Origin of the sequence: Paenibacillus sp. FSL M7-0656 (assembly GCF_038003225.1) — a bacterium.
GTDB lineage: Bacteria > Bacillota > Bacilli > Paenibacillales > Paenibacillaceae > Paenibacillus > Paenibacillus amylolyticus.
In genome coordinates, this window is sequence record NZ_JBBOOT010000001.1 from 2,291,236 (window position 1) to 2,315,076 (window position 23,841).

The 23,841-nt window shown below is 45.1% G+C and carries 21 protein-coding genes; 7 read left to right on the forward strand and 14 right to left on the reverse strand.

Annotated features, from left to right (window positions below; all coding sequences use genetic code 11):
• Positions 1 to 164: 164 nt before the first annotated feature.
• The 8 genes from MHI01_RS09875 to MHI01_RS09910 form a co-directional block, all read right to left on the reverse strand.
• Positions 165 to 1,127: an ABC transporter permease gene (locus MHI01_RS09875; protein WP_127544454.1), complete on the reverse strand. Its 963-nt coding sequence runs from the start codon at positions 1,125 to 1,127 to the stop codon at positions 165 to 167.
• Positions 1,128 to 2,207, reverse strand: a complete 1,080-nt coding sequence (locus tag MHI01_RS09880; protein WP_036610168.1) for an ABC transporter permease — start codon at positions 2,205 to 2,207, stop codon at positions 1,128 to 1,130.
• The gene (locus tag MHI01_RS09885) at positions 2,200 to 3,738 is read right to left on the reverse strand and encodes an ABC transporter ATP-binding protein (RefSeq protein ID WP_127544457.1); all 1,539 of its coding nucleotides are present in this window, start codon (positions 3,736 to 3,738) and stop codon (positions 2,200 to 2,202) included. The genes MHI01_RS09880 and MHI01_RS09885 overlap by 8 nt, the downstream gene beginning before the upstream one ends.
• 299 nt (positions 3,739 to 4,037) lie before the next feature.
• On the reverse strand, positions 4,038 to 5,078 hold the full coding sequence (locus MHI01_RS09890) for a BMP family lipoprotein (RefSeq protein WP_127544459.1): 1,041 nt from the start codon (positions 5,076 to 5,078) through the stop codon (positions 4,038 to 4,040).
• A 579-nt stretch (positions 5,079 to 5,657) separates the two neighbouring features.
• Entirely contained in the window at positions 5,658 to 6,017 is a 360-nt protein-coding gene (gene rplT, locus MHI01_RS09895) for a 50S ribosomal protein L20 (RefSeq protein ID WP_017689664.1), read from the reverse strand.
• 88 nt (positions 6,018 to 6,105) lie between these two features.
• Complete coding sequence (gene rpmI / locus MHI01_RS09900) at positions 6,106 to 6,309, reverse strand: 50S ribosomal protein L35 (RefSeq protein WP_017689665.1); 204 nt, start codon at positions 6,307 to 6,309, stop codon at positions 6,106 to 6,108.
• Positions 6,310 to 6,333: 24 nt separating this feature from the next.
• Positions 6,334 to 6,828, reverse strand: a complete 495-nt coding sequence (infC, locus tag MHI01_RS09905) for a translation initiation factor IF-3 (protein WP_017689666.1) — start codon at positions 6,826 to 6,828, stop codon at positions 6,334 to 6,336.
• 334 nt (positions 6,829 to 7,162) lie between these two features.
• Positions 7,163 to 8,401 carry a glycosyltransferase family 2 protein gene (locus MHI01_RS09910; RefSeq protein WP_036610177.1) on the reverse strand — a complete coding sequence of 413 codons (1,239 nt, stop codon included), beginning with the start codon at positions 8,399 to 8,401 and terminating at the stop codon, positions 7,163 to 7,165.
• Positions 8,402 to 9,111: 710 nt separating this feature from the next.
• Here MHI01_RS09910 and MHI01_RS09915 point away from each other — a divergent pair.
• Both MHI01_RS09915 and MHI01_RS09920 read left to right on the forward strand, forming a co-directional pair.
• Entirely contained in the window at positions 9,112 to 9,639 is a 528-nt protein-coding gene (locus MHI01_RS09915; protein WP_017689668.1) for a phosphatase PAP2 family protein, read from the forward strand.
• Positions 9,640 to 9,689: 50 nt separating this feature from the next.
• Positions 9,690 to 10,841 (forward strand): MGDG synthase family glycosyltransferase, encoded by a 1,152-nt coding sequence (locus tag MHI01_RS09920; protein ID WP_076327057.1) that lies wholly within the window; start codon positions 9,690 to 9,692, stop codon positions 10,839 to 10,841.
• Between the two features lie 140 nt (positions 10,842 to 10,981).
• On the opposite strand, the gene MHI01_RS09925 is transcribed toward MHI01_RS09920, so the two are convergent.
• The 3 genes from MHI01_RS09925 to MHI01_RS09935 form a co-directional block, all read right to left on the reverse strand.
• Positions 10,982 to 12,535: an ABC transporter substrate-binding protein gene (locus MHI01_RS09925; protein ID WP_390924812.1), complete on the reverse strand. Its 1,554-nt coding sequence runs from the start codon at positions 12,533 to 12,535 to the stop codon at positions 10,982 to 10,984.
• Positions 12,536 to 12,635: 100 nt separating this feature from the next.
• The gene (locus tag MHI01_RS09930) at positions 12,636 to 13,499 is read right to left on the reverse strand and encodes a carbohydrate ABC transporter permease (RefSeq protein ID WP_373865007.1); all 864 of its coding nucleotides are present in this window, start codon (positions 13,497 to 13,499) and stop codon (positions 12,636 to 12,638) included.
• A 96-nt stretch (positions 13,500 to 13,595) separates the two neighbouring features.
• A complete protein-coding gene (locus MHI01_RS09935; RefSeq protein ID WP_017689672.1) occupies positions 13,596 to 14,501 on the reverse strand; it encodes an ABC transporter permease in 906 nt (301 codons plus the stop codon).
• A gap of 408 nt (positions 14,502 to 14,909) precedes the next feature.
• Here MHI01_RS09935 and MHI01_RS09940 point away from each other — a divergent pair, with 408 nt between their 5' ends.
• Positions 14,910 to 17,162 (forward strand): AraC family transcriptional regulator, encoded by a 2,253-nt coding sequence (locus tag MHI01_RS09940; protein ID WP_340983013.1) that lies wholly within the window; start codon positions 14,910 to 14,912, stop codon positions 17,160 to 17,162.
• 129 nt (positions 17,163 to 17,291) lie between these two features.
• On the opposite strand, the gene trmB is transcribed toward MHI01_RS09940, so the two are convergent.
• Both trmB and MHI01_RS09950 read right to left on the reverse strand, forming a co-directional pair.
• A complete protein-coding gene (trmB, locus tag MHI01_RS09945) occupies positions 17,292 to 18,047 on the reverse strand; it encodes a tRNA (guanosine(46)-N7)-methyltransferase TrmB (protein WP_340983014.1) in 756 nt (251 codons plus the stop codon).
• Between the two features lie 152 nt (positions 18,048 to 18,199).
• A complete protein-coding gene (locus MHI01_RS09950) occupies positions 18,200 to 18,400 on the reverse strand; it encodes a hypothetical protein (protein WP_036610190.1) in 201 nt (66 codons plus the stop codon).
• Between the two features lie 318 nt (positions 18,401 to 18,718).
• On the opposite strand from MHI01_RS09950, the gene MHI01_RS09955 reads away from it, so the two are divergent.
• From MHI01_RS09955 to MHI01_RS09970, 4 genes are all read left to right on the forward strand, one after another.
• Positions 18,719 to 19,672: a TIGR01212 family radical SAM protein gene (locus MHI01_RS09955; protein ID WP_036669734.1), complete on the forward strand. Its 954-nt coding sequence runs from the start codon at positions 18,719 to 18,721 to the stop codon at positions 19,670 to 19,672.
• Positions 19,673 to 20,257 (forward strand): class I SAM-dependent methyltransferase, encoded by a 585-nt coding sequence (locus MHI01_RS09960; protein WP_076318300.1) that lies wholly within the window; start codon positions 19,673 to 19,675, stop codon positions 20,255 to 20,257.
• A 189-nt stretch (positions 20,258 to 20,446) separates the two neighbouring features.
• Complete coding sequence (locus MHI01_RS09965; RefSeq protein WP_076252465.1) at positions 20,447 to 21,424, forward strand: type I phosphomannose isomerase catalytic subunit; 978 nt, start codon at positions 20,447 to 20,449, stop codon at positions 21,422 to 21,424.
• Between the two features lie 41 nt (positions 21,425 to 21,465).
• The gene (locus MHI01_RS09970; RefSeq protein ID WP_340026951.1) at positions 21,466 to 22,446 is read left to right on the forward strand and encodes an alpha/beta fold hydrolase; all 981 of its coding nucleotides are present in this window, start codon (positions 21,466 to 21,468) and stop codon (positions 22,444 to 22,446) included.
• A 129-nt stretch (positions 22,447 to 22,575) separates the two neighbouring features.
• On the opposite strand, the gene odhB is transcribed toward MHI01_RS09970, so the two are convergent.
• Positions 22,576 to 23,841, reverse strand: coding sequence for a 2-oxoglutarate dehydrogenase complex dihydrolipoyllysine-residue succinyltransferase (gene odhB / locus MHI01_RS09975; protein ID WP_340983015.1), 1,266 nt, complete (start codon positions 23,839 to 23,841; stop codon positions 22,576 to 22,578).

Below are 23,841 nucleotides of genomic sequence, written 5' to 3' on the forward strand. Positions count from 1 at the left end.
GAATTCGCCTGTTTCTTTGTCCCTACCTGAAAATATGGGTATCTGCACGAGAACCAAGTTAAGCATGTAAAAGTCGATGGGCGTTCAAGAAAACAAAAAAAGGCCCGCACAAGGCGGACCCTTTATCAGAACTCTAAATAGCTAAGCTGATATGGAAAAGGTTGTTACCTTTTACCCGGATCATATGCTTCACCGAGTGCAGACGGAGCCGAAGAACGTCCAACCGCTGCAACGAGAACGATGATGGTAAGCAGGTAAGGCAGCATAAAAATAATTTCCTGGGGAATATTTTGTGACCATTCAAACAACTGTACATAGTTTCGGATCGCTTGTGAGAATCCAAAGAAGACAGCCGCCCCAAAGGCACCAATCGGATTCCACTTACCAAAGATCATAGCTGCAATGGCAATATAACCTTGGCCGGAAACCGTATTGTGTGAGAATGTACCCGTAGTCGTCAACGTAATCGCAGCTCCACCAATGGCCGCAAGCGCACCACTGATCATAACGCCAATATAGCGATAACGAAGCACTTTAACACCAACTGTATCAGCCGCACTTGGATGTTCACCTACAGAACGAAGGCGCAGACCAAATGGCGTTTTGAACATGATGTAATACGTCAGGAATACGAACAGAATGGCCAGATATGTCGTTGGATATACATTCTTGAAGAAGGCTTCTCCAAGCAAAGGAATGTCTTTCAACAATGGCACATCAAACTTGCTGAAACCTTGAACCAACGGTGAATCACCAGAACCTTCAAACAACAGTTTAACCAAGTACAACGTACTTCCTGCTGCCAAAAAGTTAATGACGATACCACTGATAATCTGGTCTGCCTTAAATGTGATAGACGCAACGGCATGAATCAGAGATACCATTACGCCCAATACAATCGCGAGCAAAACCCCCATCCAGGCCGATGTCGTTCCGCCCATGCCCGCTTCTTGAGCATAATGCGCCCCGATTCCAGCTGCAAAGGCACCAAAGACCATAAAACCTTCAAGTCCAAGGTTGGTTACACCTGATTTTTCCGAAAAAATTCCGCCAAGTGATGCAAAAATCAATGCCGTAGCAAAGACAAGCGTCGTATTGATAATTTGCCCAATTGTCAACAAGTCCATCTACAACACCTTCTCTTTCTTACGCTTCGAATAGAACGGTTTAAGTATCCAGCGCACGATGCCTTGTGCCGCAATGAAGAAGATAATCGAACCGATCACAATCCGAATAATCTCAGGCGGAACATCCGCAGCAAAACTCATACCTGCAGATCCGTACGTGAGGGTACCAAACAACACTGCCCCCAATAACACCCCAAACGGATGATTCAAACCAATCAGGGCAACTGCAATTCCGTCAAAGCCTGTTCCCGGTGAACCCGACATTACGGTTTGGTATTGGAACACACCAAGAACCTGGAATGCACCGCCAAGACCGGCAAGCATACCACTGATAAACATCGCTTTTACGATATTCCGGTTAACATGCATACCTGCATATTCAGCCGCATTAGGGTTGTAACCTACCGCGCGGATTTCATAACCTTGTTTTGTTTTCCACATATAGATATAAAAGAGCACAGCCATCACAAGGGCAATCAACGTCCCCATGTGTACACGGGAGTTACCCATCAGTTCAGAGAGCCATGTCAAACTAATCGAAGCCGATTCGCTGATATCCACGGAACGATTCTCGCCCTTCAACAGCAAGAATTGGCGAACGATAAGGTTGGCCAGATACAGACCAATCCAGTTCAACATGATACTACTGATAACTTCATTGACCCCACGTGCCGCCTTTAGATAACCAGCAATAGCGGCCCACAGACCACCAAACAATGCACCGGCAATCAAAGCCAGTGGCGCATGAAGGTAGATCGGCAAACCTGCAAACTTAACACCAACAAATGTTGCAGCGGTCATACCAACGAGAAATTGACCTTCTCCCCCGATATTAAACAACCCTGCACGTGATGCAAATGCAAATGCAAGTCCAGTCATAATTAGTGGTGTCATTTCCCGTACTGCTTCACCAAAGTTGTACATGTCGCCAAATACCTTGGTGAACAATGCACCATAGGCTTCAATTGGATTGTAGCCACCAATCAGCATGACAACTCCACCGAGAATAAGACCCATAATAATAGCTACTACAGGCAAAATAAATGAATCTCGGGTAAACCATTTCAATACGTTATTCATGCGCAGTACCTCTCTTTTGGGTGCTGCCCGCCATCATCAAGCCGAGCTCCCTGTCATTGGTTTCTTCCGGCAGCACCTCGCCAACGATCTGGCCTTCATAAATAACAGCAATTCGGTCAGATACATTGATAATCTCATCAAGCTCAAATGAAATCAGCAGAACAGCCTTCCCTTGATCGCGCTGTGCAATCAGTTGCTTTTGCACGAACTCAATAGCCCCTACATCCAAACCACGTGTTGGTTGCGCAGCGATAAGCAGTTCAGGGTTTTTATCTACCTCACGGGCGATAATGGCCTTTTGCTGGTTTCCTCCGGACAAGGACCGAGCTTTGGTCTCGATGCTTGGTGTACGCACGTCAAATGCCTCAACAAGCCGCTTCGCCTGCTGTTTGATGGCATCAAAGTTAAGGAACCCTTTACGGGTATATGGTGCTTTATAATACGATTCCAGAACGATATTTTCACTCACTGAAAAATCAAGTACAAGTCCGTGTTTATGGCGATCTTCCGGAATGTGGGCTACACCCGACTCCGAGATATGGCGTGGAGAATGATTGGACAGCTCCTTGCCCTCCAAAAGAATCGAACCGCTCTCTACTTTACGAAGTCCGGTAAGGGCTTCAATCAGTTCACTTTGACCGTTGCCATCCACGCCTGCGATTCCGACAATCTCTCCTGCACGTACGTTCAGGTTAAGTTGGTTCAGAACCGAAATACCTTCTTTATTCTTGGCCGTTAATTTACTGACTTCGAGCACATTGGCTCCAGGTGTAGCCGGTTTTTTGTCCACTTTGAATGTGACATTCCGCCCCACCATTTTCTCTGCCAGCTCATTTGGATTCGTTTCCGAAGTTTTGACCGAATCAATCACTTTACCCCGACGGATAATCGTTACCGTATCGGAGATTTCCATGATTTCTTTCAGTTTGTGCGTGATCAAAATAATGGACTTTCCTTCAGCAGCAAGCTTCTTCATGATGATTATCAATTCTTTAATCTCTTGAGGAGTCAATACGGCTGTAGGCTCGTCAAAAATCAAAATATCTGCACCACGATACAATGTTTTTACGATCTCAACTCGCTGCTGCATTCCGACAGAAATATCATGAATCTTGGCATGAGGATTCACTTTCAGTCCATACTGTTCAGACAGACGCTGAACTTCAGCGGCTGCTTTTTTATAATTAATATTGAGACCCTTCGTTGGTTCAGATCCCAAAATAATGTTCTCTGTTACCGTGAACGGCTGTACAAGCTTAAAGTGCTGATGCACCATGCCGATGCCAAGATCGATCGCTCGGTTAGGACTGTCGATGATGACAGGCTTGCCATTCACTTCAATGGAACCTTCATCTGGCTGATAGAGACCAAAAACAATATTCATCAACGTTGACTTACCAGCGCCGTTTTCGCCCAGTAGCGCATGGATCTCGCCTTTACGAAGCTGAAGGCTGATGGCGTCGTTGGCAACAATGCCTGGGAAACGCTTCGTAATTTGTTTTAACTCAACGACGGGGGTTGCTGCACCCATGTAATCACCCTTATAACTGATATAGTGTGGTTCCGCAAACGTAAAAAAAAACGTCTATCGACGTACTTTCAAAGAAGACAGACCACGCTTAGCTGAAGTTTTTCTTGCGATAATCGAATGGTTCAGCTCCGCTAAGAACGTATAAATTCTATTATCTTAAGAAAAGCTCCTACCGGAGCGTTGGTGCACAGTGACCTTGTACAATTGTTATGATGACTTGATCAAATGTTCCTGTTCTTGCAATCATAAGGCCGGTCAAGACCGGCCCCAATGATTATTCTTTTGCAACGAAGATCAAATTACTCTGTAGGAACTTTGATTTCGCCGCTGATGATTTTTTCTTTGTACTCGTCCACTTTTGCAAGTGTATCAGCAGAAACATTTTTCGTGGAAGTATCAGCGACACCTACACCGTTGTCTTTCAAAGTCAGATTCTCAGCTCCGCCTTTGAAGGTACCATCGATGATTTCTTGGTTTACGCGCTTAACAGCTTCGTCAACTTTTTTGATCATTGAAGTCAGTGTGATTTCATCACCAAACTCAAGAGATTGGTCTTTGTCAACACCGATAACCCATACATCTTGACCTTGTTTCTTGCGAGCACTTGCTTCGATAAACACACCGTTACCTGTTGCGCCAGAAGCGTGGAAGATAATATCTACGCCTTCATTGTAAAGTGTTGCTGCTGCTGCTTTACCCAAGTCAGGTTTATCAAATGCACCTGTGTAGTTAGAAATGAATTTAGCGTCAGGGTTAACTGCTTTAACACCTTCTCTGAATCCAACTTCAAACTTTTTGATCAGTGGGCTTTGCATACCGCCTACAAAACCAATTTTGTTGGATTTTGTTGTCAGACCAGCCACAACACCAACTAGGTAAGATCCTTCTTCTTCAGCAAATGTTACGGATTTAACGTTAGGAGCATCAACAACACTGTCGATGATCGCGAGTTTAGCATCAGGGTTTTGCTCAGCTACAGTTTTGATTGCATCAGCCAATTGGAAACCGATACCCCAAGTCAGATCATATCCACCTTTAACGAATTCGTTCAGGTTAGGAATGTACTCTTCATCGGATTTACTTTGCAGGTATTTAACAGCAGTACCTGTTTCTGTTTCAGTCGCTTGCAAAGCTTCCCAAGCGGATTGGTTAAAGGATTTGTCATTAACTCCACCTACGTCAGTAACCATACCGATATTGAGATCGGATTTCGTTTCAGTGGGTGTGCCACCTGTATCTCCTCCGGCATTTGTTTCTTCTTTCGGTTTGCTACCACAACCTGCGAGCATAACCGATACCGCCAGCAACATTACCAAAGACAAGCTGAGCATCTTTTTCATTTCTCTTTTTCCCCCTTAATGATATATCCCTCATTCCAATCCAGCCTACAATTGAACGGTTAACAGATAGCAGGAATGACTTTTATGCAGAATGTATGGTTTCTTCGACATTACAAGCGCATTCTCACCCTTGAAGCATCCTATCATCTGTCGAAAAACCGAACATTATGACATGGAGAGAAAAATCTAGGACTAGCCTACTAGAGGTGATTATACAATCAACCAGTGTTAAAATCCAGATGTTTCATCACCAAATATCACATATTTTTGTTCTTTTTTTATTGAAAACGCTTAATAATTTAGCGTTTTAACACACTAACGTTACAATGATGTGATGTTATATAACAAAAACATATCGCGAACTTTAGTGATGAGAGGGATTTACCTGTTTTTATTTGTATTATTTCACCGTTCGTATTTTATGTATTCCTATGGACCGTTATTCACCAGTTATCTGGTTTCATTGTTCCCTTCCAGACTACAGCCTATTCGCTCTAATCATTCAGAGATCCATCTTCGAATTTCTTCCAAGCCGTAAAAAAAGCCGCCATATAGGCACGGCGGCTTGTATCATACAATTTAAGCGTTGATTTTGCCTTTAGCTACAGTAGCCAAAGAGTTGAACGCATTGATGTCGTTAACGGCCAGATCAGCCAACATTTTGCGGTTCATGTCTACTCCAGCAAGTTTCAAACCATGGATCAGTTTGTTGTAAGACAAACCATTCATACGTGCTGCAGCATTGATACGAACGATCCACAGTCTGCGGAAGTTACGTTTCGTGTTGCGACGGTCACGGTATGCGTATACCAGGGATTTCATTACTTGCTCGTTAGCTGTTTTAAAAATACGGTGTTTGGAACCGAAATAACCTCTTGCCAGTTTCAAAACCTTTTTATGACGACGACGTACTACAAAACCGCCTTTTACTCTTGCCATATTAAAGAACCTCCCAAATAAATATAAATGTATCCGTGGTATGTGTACGGCCGTAGCCGATCCCCCATACGGAATCTACTAATTAGAATTAGCCTTTCAAGTTAGCCAAGCCTTGTTTCAAACGTCTAACATCCCCGGCAGCCATAACTGGGTTACCGTTCAGAACGCGCTTAGCACGTTTGGATTTGTGGGAAAGCAAGTGGTTTTTGTGAGCTTTGTAACGAAGGACCTTACCGGAACCGGTAATTTTGAAGCGTCCTTTCAAACTGCTGTGTGTTTTCATTTTAGGCATTTTGTGTTTCCTCCTCCAATGTTATCAGGCTTTAGGAGCCAAGATCATGATCATACTGCGGCCTTCCAATTTCGGTTGACGTTCAACAGTACAAAGTTCTGCAACTTCTACCTTAACGCGCTCCAAAATCCGTTGACCAATCGCGGCATGTGCAATTTCACGTCCGCGATAACGAACAGAACATTTCACTTTGTCGCCTTCGTTCAAAAACTTAACTACATTACGAAGCTTCGTTTGATAATCGTGCTCCTCAATATTGGAACGGAACCATACTTCTTTAATATCAACAATTTTCTGGTTCTTACGGGCTTCTTTATCTTTCTTTTGTTGCTCATAGCGGAATTTGCCATAGTCCATAATACGACACACCGGCGGTTTAGCCTGTGGTGCCACATTGACCAGATCCAAATTCAGGTCAATCGCCATTTGCAGTGCTTCGCGAATGGGCGTAATCCCAATTTGTTCTCCTTCAGCTCCGACAAGGCGTACTTCCTTCGCCCGAATCTCATCATTAATCATGTGATCTTTACTAATAATCGTCCACCTCCAGGTCATTTTGAATATCCAGTTACACAAAAATAAAAGGGATGCCGGTCAAGCTACCGACATCCCTGTAATCAACACAATTCTTCATGAGTATACACTTCATAAATTATTGGGATCGTTGACCAGCCAACATGTTTGTTGATCAGGTGAGAAGTCGGACTTCTGCTTGTGATTCCATTGCTATTCGCTTTAAGGCACTTAAATACTATATCACCCATGAAATACATTGTCAACATTTTTCACAACTTTTTTCGTGAATTACCCATTTGTGATATCAGATGTCAACAAAGTATCAAATGCAGGTTCCTTACCCTTGTTTGCTTTGCACCTCATCCAACCGTACAACACGTGTATGTTGAGTGTGGCTCCACTGTTTGTTGTTCTGCGTAAAGAAAGCGTAGAACGTAATCGGGTACCAAGACAGCAGGTAGATCGGGAACAGAATCAGATATAGATAAACTTTGGCAAAGGTAACCTTCTCCAGCGCCATGGACAACAGGAACGTCAGAATGTTCAAACCAATAGCCACGAACCCAACCCATAACGGGAAGTATCCATAAATATTAGCAATGTGCGGACCACTGAATATCGCCATGTCTACCCACATCACAGCCGTCATCAGGAACGTAAGCAACACCACATAGACATTGGCTCCATAGATAGCAAGGTCGAATTTCACCAAGCTTCTTTCCTTAATGGACTGCCATAGCAGCGGGAAGAAGTATCTACGCGCAACTGTAAAGTGACCTTGCATCCAGCGCAGACGTTGTCTCGCTGAAGCTTTGAATGTTAATGGCTTCTCATCAAATACTTTGGCGTCATAGTTGAAAACAGGATACACATTACGTTGCACACTGCGCATCGTAAACTCCAGATCCTCAACCAGACTTGTTGCACCCCAACCAATTTCCTTCAACAGGTTGGTCTCAAAGCACATTCCGGTTCCTCCGAGGAAATTCGCCATATTCAAGTTATGACGAGACAACTGCCACAGACGGTTGATGTACCAGTAAGAAACACCGTAAGCTGCAGTAATCCAGGAATCCTCCGGATTTTTCGTATCAATGTATCCTTGGATAACACGTGAACCATTGTTCAAGTCATCATTCATCTCAAGCAAGAAGTTACGGTCAACCAGGTTATCCGCGTCAAACATAACAACTGCGTCATACTGACGTGGCAATTTCCACAGGTACTTAAGCATCCATTCGATGGCGTACCCTTTACCTCTTAAATCGGCATTGGTACGTACACAGGCGTTTAATCCATGCTCTCTGACAATTTGAGCCGTTCCATCCGTACAGTTGTCACAGATGACAAACACATCGTACAGATCTTCCGGATAATCAAGTTGTTTCAAGTTCTCCATCAAGGCACCAATGACTTGTTCCTCATTGTGTGCTGCGACGAGTACAGCGAATGACTTTGTCGCCGGATAATGTTTCTTTTTCTTTTTCTTAATCAGACCGAACAGCGAAAACGTGAATTGGTACACGGCTAGCAGTGCCAGAATGACCTGCATCGTGACGAATATAGCGTCCAACATCGTTCTCTGTTACCCCCTTTTTTTCAAAACCCAGTTTACTCAAGCATTTCTCTTCCTGATTCTGCAATTTATTTTTTTTTGATCTGCAGAATATGACCCTGTTCTTTTGTGTACTACGTGAATATATCAGGCAATGTTTCAAAGCTTGGTTGCTATCAGTTGGCTGCTTTATCGATTCTGTATCCTTTTCAGTCATTTGTCAAAACCCCAATTTCACTTTTTGAAGCAGAAATGTGATCTTTAAACGCTGAATAGACACTTCGTGATACCACAACCTCGCATTCATGCCTGTTATATCTTATTTTCAGCCGTTTACTTGATTTTTATTTCTAAAGTCCCTGCTTTTTTCATCAGCATGTTATTCTTCGTCAGAGGCTCTATAACAAATAACGCAAACAGACCTCAAAAAGTTTGAAACAGAACTCACATTTTTTTACCTCATTTCAGCCATGTTGAATCATTGTATCTTTTTTGGCTGACCCAAGTCAAAAAGTTAAGATGGGTATATATCCACTCTTTAACATGAATTTCACGTTCTTTACATGGGTTCTCCTTGAAAAGGACAACATTTAAAAATATGATAAACATATACCTGAAATAACCTCAAGTTCATGAAAAACGGTTATATACTAATCAGGACGAAACCGGATGCAGAAAATCACCGGAAATAATGCCGCCATTACGGGCGGCCTGACTGGCAGGAGGCCAATATGAGCCGTTTATTCTTAAAGTTTCAAGATTATGATCGAAATGTTTTTATGTGGATCAACGGCCGACTTCATAATCGTTTTATGAATTTTTGGCTGTATTATTTCACCCATCTGGGTGGAGCAACTTCATCTATTGCAATATCGTTGTTAATCTGGCTGCTTGCTCCAGCTCCATGGAGCACAACAGGACTCCAGGCATGTATCGCCCTTGCGGTCAGCCACATCCCTGTAGCTATCGCGAAAAAATTGTATCCCCGCATTCGACCTTATCTGGCCTTACCGGATACAATTACGTTCCGTAATCCCCTGACGGATCACTCGTTTCCTTCAGGGCACACAACTGCCATTTTTTCGGTCACAGTTCCCTTTATGACCACTGATCCAATCTTATTGCTAATATTGTTGCCTGTGGCCCTTATTGTCGGATTCTCTCGAATTTATCTGGGGTTACACTATCCTTCCGATGTTCTGGCGGGTGCCACAATAGGTACTTTAGTCGCACTTGCAACAGTTGCATTCTGGTCTTAAAGCCGATATGTTAGACTCAGAAAAACCTAGCAGGAACAGGTGAAGCAAGCGTGGAGAAAAAAAGAGTATTACTATTATCTGAAGGCTTTGGTACGGGTCATACTCAAGCCGCCTATGCACTGTCCAGCAATTTGCGAAAGCTCTCGCCAGACGTGCAGACAAAAGTGCTTGAACTGGGAAGTTTCTTAAATCCAAAGGTTGCACCTCTGATTATAACAGCATACAAAAAAACGGTTACCAACCAACCCAAACTTTTCGGATACGTATACAGACACCAATATAAAAAATCATTGAACAGGCTGACAACACTGGCGTTGCATAAACTGTTCTATACACACACACGTAGCGTTGTGCGCCAGTTACGTCCCGATGCGATCGTCTGTACACATCCGATTCCAAGTGCTGTCATATCCAGACTGAAGCGTCTGGGTGTACAGGTTCCCCTATGCACAGTCATCACCGACTATGATGCACATGGGACGTGGATTAACCGTGAAGTAGACCTTTATCTGGTTTCTTCAGATGAGGTTAAGTCCAAACTAATGCTACGAGGCGTACCTGCAGAAAACATTCGAGTCACGGGCATTCCGGTGCATCCAAATTTCTGGGAGCATCCCGGGCGAGAAGAGATCCGAAGCAGATTTAACCTCAAGAACATGCCTACTGTACTGGTGATGGGCGGCGGTTGGGGAATGCTCAGCGACAAGCTGGTCCATCCGCTGCTGACACGCTGGCATGAAGATATTCAAATCATTTTTTGTCTCGGTCGCAACGATAAAACACGGATCAGCATGGAACAGAACCCCATGTATCGCAAAGAAAACATTCACATTATGGGATACACCAACGAAGTGGACAAATTAATGGAAGTATCCGACCTTCTGATTACCAAACCTGGGGGAATGACTTGCAGTGAAGGCTTGGCCAAAGGAATTCCCATGTTGTTCCACAACCCTATTCCTGGTCAGGAAGAAGAAAACGTCCATTATTTTACGGCAAGAGGGTTGGGAGAACCCATAACTTCGCCCGACGTAGTGGTTAAATGGATGAACAAGCTGTTGCATCACTACCCGGATGTTGTACGTAAACGCAAACGTCATCTGGCGGAAATCGCCAAGGTTCATCCAATGCAGAGCGCTCAAAGTATTATTGATCTGCTGGAGGACGTTCGTCCTTCATCCGCAGAAGAGGCCCGTTTATGAATTTATCCCATTAGGATGTCGCTTCCCGCATTCTTCGTCCAATCATGCCTCTAACCAACGGCTTCAAACAAGCCTGCAACCACATTGAAAAGGTGCCTTCGAATCAGAAGGCACCTTTTCTTTATGAAGGAAAGTACAAACTATTGTATGCCTGTAGACTTCAAGTACTCCTGCCACTGCTTGGTGTATTCTGCCTGAATTTTTTCCAATCCTGCTTGTTTAGCCTTCTCCATAAATGTGTTCAATCCAGCCTCTACGTCTGCCACCAAACCTACATTAAGCGGATACAGATATTGTTTTTCCACTTGTTCCAATGCAGCCTTCTCGGCTTGGTACGGTGTCCAGTCTTCAGCAAATCCGGTATAAATATCCGGCTTTTTGATTTTGTCGAGATCTTCAAACATGGTCAGCACGTCATCAAAGGTTTTATCATAGAGCATGAATTCCGGATTACGCCATGCCCAACCATTCATACCCTCACGTGGGAAGCCGTTGGTTTGTGCATCTCCGACCATTTTGTAGTATCCATTATCTACCTCGAAGTTTTTGCCTTCAACGCCGTATTCAGTCAACCAATTATATCGTTTGTCTGTCACCAGTTTCTCATAAAATGCCAATGCTTTTTCCGGGTTTTTACTGCTACGCGGAATCGCAAAACCATTGTGGATCGGGTGAACCGGTTGTGCAAACCCTTTCGCATTCGGGTACGGGAAATAAGCCAGTTTCCAATCTGGATGAGTAGACTGCACCTTGATAACATCTGCATTAAATTTGTTCGGGTTCTCCCCGGACAGAACAACAGCCGCTTTTCCATTTTGCAGCAATGAGTTGGAAGTATCCTTTACATTCAGTACGTTTTTCGGGAAAAAGCCTTTATCCATCCAGCGTTTGTATGTTTTCAGGTCTTCCAGATGTTGCGCCGATCCCCAGTAGGACGTCACGGTCGATGGTGAGTCATACATAATATCCAGTCCATATGGAAGTTGACCTGCTGTATTAACCAGCTTGGATGTCAATTGACGAATACCATGGGTATGGTTGGCATTGCTATCGGCAATCGGAATCATATTGGGTTCGTTGGCTTTGATGCCCTCCAGATATGCTTCGAGCGTCTCCAAGGATTCCGGTTTCGGAAGATTGTACTTCTCGCGCAAGTCCTCACGGTACGCAATCCCCTCGGTTACATACTCAATCCAAGTTGATGGAACAGTATAGATTTTGTCATTGATTTTGACAGCATTCCACATGTCATCAGGTACATGAGCTTTCAGCGCCGGCGCTGCTGTAGGCAGCATTTCATCCAGTGGCAGGAACGCGCCCTTCTTGGCATAGGACTGGTAGAATGTCCAATCCGCTGTGAAGATCAGATCGATCGGCTGTCCGGAAGACAGCAGGAGTTTATATTTTTGATCCCAGTCGGTCCAGGAGGTGTAGTTGAATTTCACATTGACGTTCAGATCAGCCTCCGCCAACTTATTGATCTCGGATTCAATGACAGGCAGATCTTTGGGAGCATCCCCAAGCATGTAAAATTGGAGCGTCACTTTCTCTCCTTTGTTCCCGGATGTTCCTCCCTGCTCGCTTCCTTGCGTCGATCCCCCCGAACCGTTATTACATGCGGCAAGTACCCCGGCGAACAACATCAGGGCAAGTACCAGAGACAGGTGCCGAATTGTTTTGTTACGCATACGCATCCTCCCTTTTTGTGGTGAACCTTTATATGTTAGCGCAGACTCGCCATGCTTCAGACCTGAAATGATGTCAATGGCCTGACGCCCACAGCGCGTTCACGTTCTAACCTTTCACTGCACCAATGGTGAGTCCTTTAACAAAATAACGTTGTACAAACGGATACAGGAACAAAATCGGTCCCGTTACAACGATGGCCATTGCCATCTTGGTTGATTCGGTAGGCACATCCTGACTGAGTGTGATCCCTGTGCCAATCGCCATCTGGTCAATGAATGTGATCGTGTTCATCGTGTTGTAGAGATAAAATTGCAGTTGGTACATATCCGGGTTGTTAATGAAGAGGGATGAGGTAAACCAGTCATTCCAGTAACCGAGTGCCAAGAACAGACCTACGGTGGCGATACCAGGCATCGCCAGTTTCAACACAATGCTGAAATAGATGCGGAAGTCATTCGCTCCATCAATTTTGGCTGACTCAATCAATTCATCCGGCACTGCCGAGCGAATGAAGTTTTTCATCAGGATAATGAGGAATGGCGTCATCAACCCCGGGAAAATCAGTACGGTGTACGTATCTGTGAGATTGAAGTAGTTCGCCAACATAATGTACCAAGGCACAAGTCCCCCACCAAACAGGGTTGTGAAGTAGATAAAAAACGAGAACGTGTTCCGATATTTAAAATCCTTACGCTGGAGCACAAATCCGGCCATCGTGATGAGGAACAGCCCAAGCGTAGTCCCCACCACCGTTGTAAAGACCGTTACCCCATAAGCCTTGAGTACCTTTGTAGGGAATGTAAAAACCATTTTGTAACCTTCCAGGGAAAAGTCCGTTGGAAAGAGGTGATAACCATCCCTCACAATGGACTCGTTGCTGCTGAATGAACCGGATAGAATCAGCAGAAACGGTAACAAGCACATGATCGATAAAATGATGATGAAGCTGTAGGAAATCAGTTGAAACATGAAAGTGAATTCCGAATCTCTGAGACGAGTATTCGTACGAGTGTGAGTATTCATTGGCGTGTTCATGATCATTCTCCCTCCTGCCCTGCGGGCGTTCTAGAACAAGGCGTAGTCCTCATTTACTTTGCGGATAATATAGTTGACGGTCATGATCAAAATGAATCCAAACAAGGACTGATACAGACCAGCAGCCGTTGCCATCCCGATATCAAACGTTACTTTCAGTGAACGGTACACATACGTATCAATAATATCTGTAGCATTGTACAGCACCCCATTATTACCGATCAGTTGATAGAACAGGTCAAACTGCCCCTTCATAATGCTGCCGAGTGAGAACAACAACAGGATGACAAAGGTTGGCTTCAGCATTGGTACCGTAATGTACCAGATCCGCTGAAATATATTCGCCCCGTCGATTCGGGCAGCTTCATAATACTCGTCACTGATACCCGTTATGGCGGCCAGATAGATGACCATGCTGTATCCAAGATTTTTCCATAGATAAAAGATGATGATCAGGAACACCCAGATCCAGGGTGTGTTATAAATGTCGACCGGGCCGGCCTCAAAACGTTTGAGCACCGTGTTCACAAAACCCGACTCGTAGTTGAACATGTTGTAAGCGATTACACTTAATAGTACAAATGAGATGAAATACGGCAAGAACATGACGGATTGCGTGATTTTTTTGAATAACCTGCCCCGGATCTCGCTAAGCATGATCGCACAGAAGATCGCCAGACCGTTTCCTAATATAATGAAGGCGAGATTGTAACCCACGGTATTGGTTGTGAGCTTCAGCAACATTCCGGATTGCCATAGGAACTTAAAGTTCTCCAGACCGACAAATGGACTACCAAATAATCCGCCTTCAAAATCATACCGGGTGAACGCATAATAGATGCCGACCATCGGAAAATACGAGTTAATCAGAAAAAAGATCAGCGTGGGCAACAGCATCAGAAACATGATTTTGTTTTTGTTCAATTCTTTGAGCATGGCTCGATCCCTCCCGAATTTCTTGCGGTGCTGCGTGGTGGAGCTCTCTTTTTATTGTAGATGCTCTCTTCACTCACGGATACTGAAGCTTCCCTTCAGAAAATGAACGATTCTGCGAAATGAACTATGAACAAAATGAACGAACCATGAAATGAACAGACATTCACACACATCCGTTCACAAATGTTGATATCGTGCATAGGCTACACCTAGTGAACAATCCAGCGAAAGTTGAACTTTATGTAGAGAAAACAGGCAAAATGGCCTGTCCAGCATTGATGTAAACGCATACATAATATATAATTCAAGTTACTCTTGCTCTTCTGTACATCGATATATGAAGCCTCACATATGTATATGAAATTCTATGTTGTTCACCCAAAATAGGAGGTCTGAGGGGGAAACAGAATGCGTAAACGTTCAGAGGACAGTCAGAAGGTCTTCACACGGATTCTGATCGGCATTATTATCAGTACCGTCGCTACCTTACTTGTGGCTTCTTCTATTTTGTACGTCAACTATAATCGGATTGCTCTTCGCCAGGTGTATCGTACAGATATGAACAGTCTTACTCAAACCAGCCGTGAAGTGGCCAAAATGACCGAGACTGCAAAATCATTGTCATATCAGATCTATCAGGACTACACCATCTCTTCATTACTGCTTTATTCCAAACCAAATATCTATGAGATCACATCGGCGATGGAGCAGCTAGACAACTACCGTATGTCCCTTCCCTTTATCGAATCCATCTATGTATATAACTCCAAAAGCAATGAATTCTATATCAGTTCCAACGTGCGCAATGGGCAGCAGTCCATCTCGGAGATCGATGATCAGGGGATTACAAGCATCCTCCAACGCTTCCATGACTATAAACCTTTTGTGCCCATCCCGCGTACATATCAGGTCGGCTCTACCGAAGCAACAGAGGTTAACAGCTACACCTATCTCTGTTATGACACGATTAATGATAACGCGAAGCTAAACTATGCTGTCATCGTTAATATCAAGGATGATTGGCTCAGTCCCAATATGAATGCTGTGGATCAACCCGGCAAAACCTTTATCGTGAATGAGAATGGAGACCTTTTATCTGACTTTGGCGACCGTGCATTGATGAAAAATCTCTCCAGCGAAGCTTTTATGAAGCCAATTATGCAGGATACGGGGCAATCAGCTTACTTTACCGAGAAGGTCGACGGAGAAAAATCTCTCATCACCTATACCGCTCCCGATGACCTGGGTTGGCGTTATGTAAGAATAACACCTTATGATCTGATTACCTCAGATATACGGAGTATGCGCACACATACCGTTCTGTTTTGTGTTGGACTTCTCTTCGCAGGCTTACTGCTCTCTTACCTTGTGTCCCGAAAACTATATCACCCTATTGATAAGGTGCTTGTTCGTTTACGTGTAATGGAAGCAGAGCGACGTGGCAGTCTTCATTTGTTACGACAGGATTTTCTACGAGGGGCCCTACAGGGCCGCGAAACAGTAACTGGAGGTATGCTGGAAGAACGGATGAAGTTCTATGGTTCCTCCATTGATGTTCAGCGTGCATCCAGACTGGTATTACTGCGTATTGACCATTTTACCGAATTCAGCGAAACGTATCGTGATGAGACCCAGCTTGTAAAATACGCGATGATGAACATCTGCACTGAGACAGCCGATCTCCACTACAATGCGGAAGCTGTGGACATGGGCGGTGATCTGATCACACTCATCTTCAATGAAAAAGCGGAAAACCATGAACTTGGGCAACCTGCTCATAACCGGATCGAAGAGCTACTACGTATGATGCAGGCAGCTGTAATGACCCATTTGAAATGCTCCATCTCCTGTACGATCGGCACGGAAGAAGATTCATTGGAAGACAGTATTGCATCCTACACCAGATCAGCCGAAGCCTCACTGCATCGTTTGTTCATGGGACCGGGCTGTCTGATCTATACCTCTGACATCATGGCTTATCACGCCAAGGAGTACGCATTCCCAGCAGGTAAGGAAAGACAGCTTGTTGATCATCTAATGACAGGTAAGACGCGAGAAGCAAAACAAGTCTATGCAGACATCGTCGGCGAGACAGCCGCATATCCATTTACCGTCTTCCAACTAGCTTTATCCCATCTGACGATGACACTGAACCATGTACGAAATACCCTCAAGAAGAATAATCAACTCACGCTTGATTCAGTCTCGGATGGTCTAATGCTGCCTGTCAAAGACGCGGAAGACATCAGTGAAGTACATGAACACTTCTATCGGATGTTTGATGAGCTTGGTTCCAAAGTCGAGGAGAAACGTACGCTGAAGCACGAAGAATTGATTCGTAAAATCAATGGCATTATTGAGCGGGACTATGCGGACCCCAATCTATGTCTAACTTCTATCGCAGATGAGTTGGGCATGTCGCCCATCTATGTAAGCAGGCTCTACAAACAACTCACCCTGAAAGGGCTCACGGACGTGATTAACGAAACCCGCATAGCCAAGGCCCAGCATCTGCTGGTGGAGACGGAGAACTCCGTTGCCGACATTGCCGAGAGAACCGGATTCACCAACAGTTCATACTTCTATCGCATGTTCAAAAAGTTCAATGGTGTTACACCAAACGATTATCGCCGCAAAGAATTTCATTCAGAGAACTTTTGAAATCATACCAGACTTGAGTTTATGGAGCATTGCACATGGATTGTTAATGCAAAAAAAGAGCGACCTATGAGAATGAATCATTCACCTCATGTGTCGCTCTTCTTTAATGAGTTTAAGTTAGATTTCGATTTATTCCTGTTCCTGATCTTCGCCAGACTCATCCGAAGCTTCACGAACTTTATACTTGTCCAGACGTGTCTGCTGATACTCACGCAGGGCCTCTTCACCCACAATCACTTCAACCCTGTGAATGTTCATACCTTTACCCATGAATTTCTGCTCGTACTCCGTCATCACATGTTCTTCATTCAAACCATCACGATGCAGATTCAAAGAAATATTGGTCATTTGCAGGCCGAAGTCGGCAATGGCGTTGAGTGAGAAATCAAACAGCGTCTCCGAATCGGTTTTGAAATGAATCTGACCTTTGGGATTAAGCAATTCCGTGTATTTCTTCAGGAAGCGCGGGTGCGTCAAACGACGACGTGCATGCTTTGCTTTTGGCCAAGGATCACTGAAGTTCAAATAAATGCGTTCCAGTTCTTCCGGTTCAAAAACTTCTTCGATCTGTTCGATATTTGCCAGCGCAAGCTTCAGGTTAGGGGGTGTCCCCACATCAGCCTGACTCCACGCATTACGAGCTTTCTCACTGGCACGACGCACCAGTTCATCATACATATCAATACCGATGAAATTAAATTCCGGATATTTATAACTCATTTGGCTGATAAATTGACCTTTACCCATACCAAATTCCACGAAGATCGGATGGTCATTGCCAAACAGTTCAGACCATTTTCCTTTATGTTGCTTGGGGTCCAGTACAACAAGATCAACTTGTTGCTCCAGATTTTCTCTTATCCCTTTTCTGCCACGTAAACGCATTTTATTCCTCCGTTTGTCCCATACTTGTCTCAGACTTATTTTGCCGAAGAACTGGCAAATTGTAAAGAGCAATGAAAAGGGAATCTTCGGATCTGCCACTTTGGGCAAATCTCAAAGATTCCCTCTTCGATTTATTTGGAATTGGGGTCCAACTACTTTAGTAGTTCATAGTCTACCTTATCTTGGTGTGAAAAATCAAATGTCTTTTCGAAAGCATCGCGAACTTTTTGTCTTGCAGCCGCTTTCACTTTCGGATTTCCATTAAAACGAACACCTGTTAAAGCCAGTGCTTCTTCTGCCGTCAATTCAACAGACACATGATTCAATTCATTGTTTTTAACTTGGGAATTCATTCATATCACCTCACGGTATAGTATGGTCCATGACGTCAACGTTGATTCAAATGCTATGATGAATAATACCCATTAGATGGTGTCTGACGCTGATTTAAATATAACATAAGGTGTAAACTATAGCAAGGAGAAAACCTTGATTTTACGGCCTATTTTTGCGTTTCGATTCCCTTTTTTTTTAGTTTTTTGATACAATGATAAAAGTTCATGAAGACACCTATAATCGCTATCCATCGTCTATGACGGAAATCGCATAGCGCTTCTTCTTTTGTTCACGTATGATTACGGTAATTCGACAGCCAAAGGAGTACCCTGAAGATGAATGCACCTGCATTACAGTCCCCTCTCCTGTGGGGAGATAAACGATTCCATACCTGGAATTATGAGATGCGAGATCAATTTAACAATAAGGTTTTCAAAGTGATGCTGGATGCTGGATTCACCTGTCCCAACCGCGACGGTTCCATTGCCAAAGGTGGTTGCACATTCTGCAGTGCGCGTGGATCAGGCGATTTTGCTGGCAGCAGACGTGAAGATCTGGTCACCCAATTCAATACAATTCGAGATAAACAGCACCTCAAGTGGCCTAAAGCCCATTATATTGGCTACTTCCAAGCCTATACGAATACGTATGCTCCGGTTGAGGAGCTGCGCGAATATTTTGAAGAAATTCTTGAGCAACCCGGTGTTGTTGGTTTGTCCATCGCCACTCGCCCGGACTGTTTGCCAGATGACGTTGTTGATTATTTGGCTGAACTGAACGAGCGCACCTACCTGTGGGTTGAGATGGGGCTTCAAACCATCCATGATTCCACATCAACATTGATTAATCGCGCGCACGACACGAAGTGTTATGAAGAAGCGGTTGAGAAACTGCGCAAACGGAATATACGTGTGTGCACACATATCATATATGGTCTGCCTCAAGAGACACATGAGATGATGCTGGACACTGGACGGGCAGTTGCCAATATGGATGTACAGGGAATCAAGATTCACCTGCTACATCTGATGCGCAAAACACCAATGGTGAAGCAATACGAAGCTGGTCTTTTACGTTTTCTGGATCAGGACGAGTATATCAAACTGATCGTAGATACACTAGAGATGCTTCCACCGGAAATGATCGTACACCGTCTTACAGGCGACGCACCGCGTGATCTGTTGATTGGACCGATGTGGTCCATGAACAAATGGGAAGTGTTGAACTCCATTGATCGTGAGTTGCGAGAGCGGGATTCATGGCAAGGTAAGTATTGGAGGCGAGCATAGATGGGCTTTCTTTCGGTTCTCAGCTGTGCGCATCAGTGGATTGCTTCCCGTCTGCAGCAAGGTGATCTGGCGATAGATGCAACGGTGGGTACAGGAGCAGACACACTATTTTTGGCACAACAAGTTGGCCGGCGTGGTCAAGTCATTGGATTCGATATTCAAAATGAAGCCCTCACGCTGGCACAGGCCCGGATTCGAAAACAAAATGATGAAGCCAAGCTTGGCTCCATCTCCATGCTTCAACTAAGCCATGATCGAATGGCAGAAGCAGTTCCTGAGTCATGGCTTGGTACGGTTGGTGCAGTTATGTTCAATCTGGGGTACCTGCCTTCAGAAAGTGCAGATTCCTCCATCATCACCGAGACTGACAGCACAATCGCTGCACTCGAGGCTGCACTCGCTTTATTACGTCCTCGCGGAATTATTACGGTTGTGCTCTACCCCGGTCATGACGGAGGGGCACAGGAAGCAGAAGCTGTATTGGACTGGTCCTCTGCCCTTCCGGTGGAACAGGCACAGGTTGTGATCTATCGCCAATTGCAGCGAGAAACTTCTCCTTTTCTGATCGGAATCGAGAAAAAATAATTTCCTTTGTTCACCAAATACAATAAACTAGACACAATCGCAAGGCGAGCTATTAACGGCTTTTTCTTACTGCGATCTGTGTTCTACATCTACATATGCAAACGTATTCACTTGTTTGCTCATGGCGACTACATGCCCATGACTGATTAAAGCGATCCACCATTTCATATACTAGAGGAGAGATTACTGATGTCTACGCCATACCCATTACAATTCCAACCTGAGTTCAAAGAACGTGTGTGGGGCGGTCGTGCGCTGGAGCAATTCGGCCTTACGCCCCCTGAAGGACATATCGGAGAAGGATGGATGATTGCAGATCATCCCAACGGTACAACCAAGGTATTAAATGGAGCACTGGCTGGCAAGGGTCTGGATGAAGTTCGTGAACAACTGGGCACCGAATGGCTTGGAACCAAAGGTGTCTCTGAAAAAGGCGGCCGTTTCCCCCTTTTGATTAAGCTGCTTGACTGCAACGATGACCTGTCCGTTCAGGTTCATCCAACAGACGATTATGAGGCACTTCCTCCAGGCGAGCTTGGCAAAACAGAAATGTGGTATGTACTCGACGCAAAACCGGGCGCACACATCATCTATGGCTTGAACGAAGGCGTTGATCGGGCAACATTAAAAGAAGCATTGGAAAACGGCACGGTGATGGATACCCTTCGTCAGGTACCTGTAGAAGCTGGTGATACGTTCTTTATCCCTGCTGGAACAGTGCATGCGCTCTGTGCAGGTGTGGTTGTCGCTGAGATTCAGCAAAACTCGGATACGACGTATCGGATCTACGATTACAATCGTCCAGGGCTGGATGGCAAACCACGTGAGTTGCATGTTGAAGACTCATTAAATGTCACCGCCTATGAGGGCGCAGGTGCCTCAACGATGAAAACAAATAACGCTACTCCTGGTGAATGGCTCAAGCTTGCGGAATGCCCTTATTTTGTAGTTGAAAAAGGTATTGTGAATAAACGTTGGGAACTCTCCACCAATCCTGACAGCTTCACGATTCTCGTTGTCTGTGAAGGAGAAGGAACTTTGGAGTGGGCACATGCTGAATCAGACAGCATTGAATTGAAAGCTGGACAATGTTATCTCTTGCCAGCCAATCTGGGTTCTTATACATTGAACGGGAATACCACTGTTCTTCGCTCTTATCTGCCCTAAATCAAGCTTATATGTAACCTGTGAAGGAGGAATTACACGAGATGCAGGAATCTACCTTTGCCTTGGTCGCTAGTGAAGGTACCCGTATTCATGTGTACCGCTGGCTTCCCGATCCGGAATGCAACGTTAAAGGTGTAGTGCAAATTGCACACGGCATGGGCGAAACGGCAGCCCGATACGCCGAATTTGCCGACATCCTTACCCAAAATGGCTATGCGGTTTATGCCAATGACCATCGGGGTCATGGCAAAACTGTGGAGAATGCCAAGTTGCTTGGTAATGCTGGTATCGATGCCTTCCGCTGGATGGCGAGTGATATGATCAATCTGGGCGAAGTAGCCGCCAAAGAGAATCCTGGGGTGCCCCTATTTCTAATGGGACATAGCATGGGCTCATTCTTGGTACAACATCTCATGTACGCTGGTCATGAGCAGTACCATGCCTTTATTTTATCCGGGACAAACGGCAGACGCGGTCTGCTCCGGTTTGGAGAGAAGCTGGCCTTCTTGCAGTGCGGCATACAGGGTGCTACCCACCCCAGCATGCTGCTCAATGCGATTGTGTTTGGTGGATTTAACCGCTCTTTCCGCCCTGCAACGACACCGTTTGATTGGTTGTCCCGGGACTCACAAGAGGTTCAGCGATTCATTGATGATCCCTTGTGCGGAGCAGTCTGTACAGCAGGCTTTTTCCGCGACTTCTTCAAATTGCTACTTGAAGTCCATCTTCCACACAATATGGAGCGCATACCCAAACACAAACCCGTATACCTGTTCTCAGGTGAGAAGGACCCTGTCGGACTTCATGGCAAAGGCGTTCTTAATCTGGTCTCGCAGTATAAGAAACTTCACCTGGAGAATATTGAGTATCGCCTTTATCCGGATGGACGCCATGAAATGCTGCATGAGATTAACCGAACAGAAGTGGCCCAGCACGTTGTGAACTGGCTAAAGCGGAATACCCCTGACTCGAATACACCCCCTAGTCCGTTGAACCTGACTGAGACGGCTGACTCTATATAATAGAGTCGGAGACAACATACCAAGAGCCAAAAGAAACCCCTGAATCGGATGTACAGCTCACGCTGCGCTCCAGTTCAGGGGTTTTCTTGTTAAGCGATATGAATGATAGCTATAATCAAACGTTATGGATTAACCTTCAATTAACAGGGATTCCGGGTCTTCAAGCAGTTCTTTCACGGTCACGAGGAAACGAACAGCTTCACTACCGTCGATAATCCGATGATCGTAGGACAACGCGATGTACATCATTGGACGGTTTTCCATCCGCTCTGCATCAATCGCCACTGGACGAAGCTGGATCTTATGCATCCCCAAAATACCCACTTGAGGTGTATTCAGAATTGGCGTAGACAACAAGGAACCAAATGTTCCACCATTGGTGATGGTGAACGTTCCACCTTGCAGATCAGATAACGCCAGCGTGTTGGAACGAGCTTTGGATGCCAGATCCGCAATGCTCTTCTCGATCTCGGCAAAGCCCAGACGATCGGCATCACGCACAACCGGTACAACCAGTCCTTCCTTCGCAGATACGGCGATGCCGATATCATAATACTTTTTGAGTACAACATCTTCGCCATCAATCTCTGCGTTAATTGTAGGGAACTTTTTCAGAGCCCCCACAACCGCTTTAGTGAAGAAGGACATGAAGCCCAGGTTAATCTCATGTTTCTCTTTGAACTTGTCCTTACGGCGTTTACGTACATCCATGATGGCAGTCATATCAACTTCATTAAACGTAGTCAACATGGCTGCTGTCTGCTGAGCCTCTACCAGACGTTTCGCAATGGTTGCACGACGGCGAGACATCCGCTGACGCTCCACTGGTTTGGTATAGGTAGAACTTCCAGCTGCCGGAGCACTTGGTGTTGCTGGGGCTTTACTCGCAGGTGGAGCAGCAGGAGCCTGATTGTTATGACTCTTCACATCATCCTGGTATACCCGTCCAATCGGATCTTTGCTCTGAACCTGATCCAGTTCGATACCACGTTCACGTGCAAGCTTACGGGCAGACGGTGAAGCCGTCTTGGCACTATCGGATGACTCCGGTGCTGCTGCAACAGGTGCTGGTGGTGGTGTTGGAGCTTCAGGTGCAGGAGTAACGGCCTTTTTCTCTTCAGCTGCTGGTTCGGAAGCGGGTGCACCGCTTCCTCCTCCAGAACCAGCTGAGAGTGTACCGATCGTTTCACCGATCTCGACCGTCTCTCCTTCCTGACGAATGATCTTCTCCAGCACGCCACTTTCTTCTGCGCTGATCTCAATATTTACTTTATCCGTTTCCAGTTCAAGAAGCACATCACCCTGATTAACGGTATCCCCTTCTTTAACCATCCATCTGGATACAGTTCCCTCAGTTATTGACTCACCCATTGCAGGTACTTTAATTTCACTCAC

Bases quoted from the DNA above. Each gene is read 5' to 3' on its own strand.
- MHI01_RS09875 (WP_127544454.1), bottom strand. From the start codon at position 1,127: ATGGACTTGTTGACAATTGGGCAAATTATCAATACGACGCTTGTCTTT.
- MHI01_RS09880 (WP_036610168.1), bottom strand. From the start codon at position 2,207: ATGAATAACGTATTGAAATGGTTTACCCGAGATTCATTTATTTTGCCT.
- MHI01_RS09885 (WP_127544457.1), bottom strand. From the start codon at position 3,738: ATGGGTGCAGCAACCCCCGTCGTTGAGTTAAAACAAATTACGAAGCGT.
- MHI01_RS09890 (WP_127544459.1), bottom strand. From the start codon at position 5,078: ATGAAAAAGATGCTCAGCTTGTCTTTGGTAATGTTGCTGGCGGTATCG.
- rplT (WP_017689664.1), bottom strand. From the start codon at position 6,017: ATGGCAAGAGTAAAAGGCGGTTTTGTAGTACGTCGTCGTCATAAAAAG.
- rpmI (WP_017689665.1), bottom strand. From the start codon at position 6,309: ATGCCTAAAATGAAAACACACAGCAGTTTGAAAGGACGCTTCAAAATT.
- infC (WP_017689666.1), bottom strand. From the start codon at position 6,828: ATGATTAATGATGAGATTCGGGCGAAGGAAGTACGCCTTGTCGGAGCT.
- MHI01_RS09910 (WP_036610177.1), bottom strand. From the start codon at position 8,401: ATGTTGGACGCTATATTCGTCACGATGCAGGTCATTCTGGCACTGCTA.
- MHI01_RS09915 (WP_017689668.1), top strand. From the start codon at position 9,112: ATGAGCCGTTTATTCTTAAAGTTTCAAGATTATGATCGAAATGTTTTT.
- MHI01_RS09925 (WP_390924812.1), bottom strand. From the start codon at position 12,535: ATGCGTATGCGTAACAAAACAATTCGGCACCTGTCTCTGGTACTTGCC.
- MHI01_RS09930 (WP_373865007.1), bottom strand. From the start codon at position 13,499: ATGTTTCAACTGATTTCCTACAGCTTCATCATCATTTTATCGATCATG.
- MHI01_RS09935 (WP_017689672.1), bottom strand. From the start codon at position 14,501: ATGCTCAAAGAATTGAACAAAAACAAAATCATGTTTCTGATGCTGTTG.
- MHI01_RS09940 (WP_340983013.1), top strand. From the start codon at position 14,910: ATGCGTAAACGTTCAGAGGACAGTCAGAAGGTCTTCACACGGATTCTG.
- trmB (WP_340983014.1), bottom strand. From the start codon at position 18,047: ATGCGTTTACGTGGCAGAAAAGGGATAAGAGAAAATCTGGAGCAACAA.
- MHI01_RS09950 (WP_036610190.1), bottom strand. From the start codon at position 18,400: ATGAATTCCCAAGTTAAAAACAATGAATTGAATCATGTGTCTGTTGAA.
- MHI01_RS09955 (WP_036669734.1), top strand. From the start codon at position 18,719: ATGAATGCACCTGCATTACAGTCCCCTCTCCTGTGGGGAGATAAACGA.
- MHI01_RS09960 (WP_076318300.1), top strand. From the start codon at position 19,673: ATGGGCTTTCTTTCGGTTCTCAGCTGTGCGCATCAGTGGATTGCTTCC.
- MHI01_RS09965 (WP_076252465.1), top strand. From the start codon at position 20,447: ATGTCTACGCCATACCCATTACAATTCCAACCTGAGTTCAAAGAACGT.
- MHI01_RS09970 (WP_340026951.1), top strand. From the start codon at position 21,466: ATGCAGGAATCTACCTTTGCCTTGGTCGCTAGTGAAGGTACCCGTATT.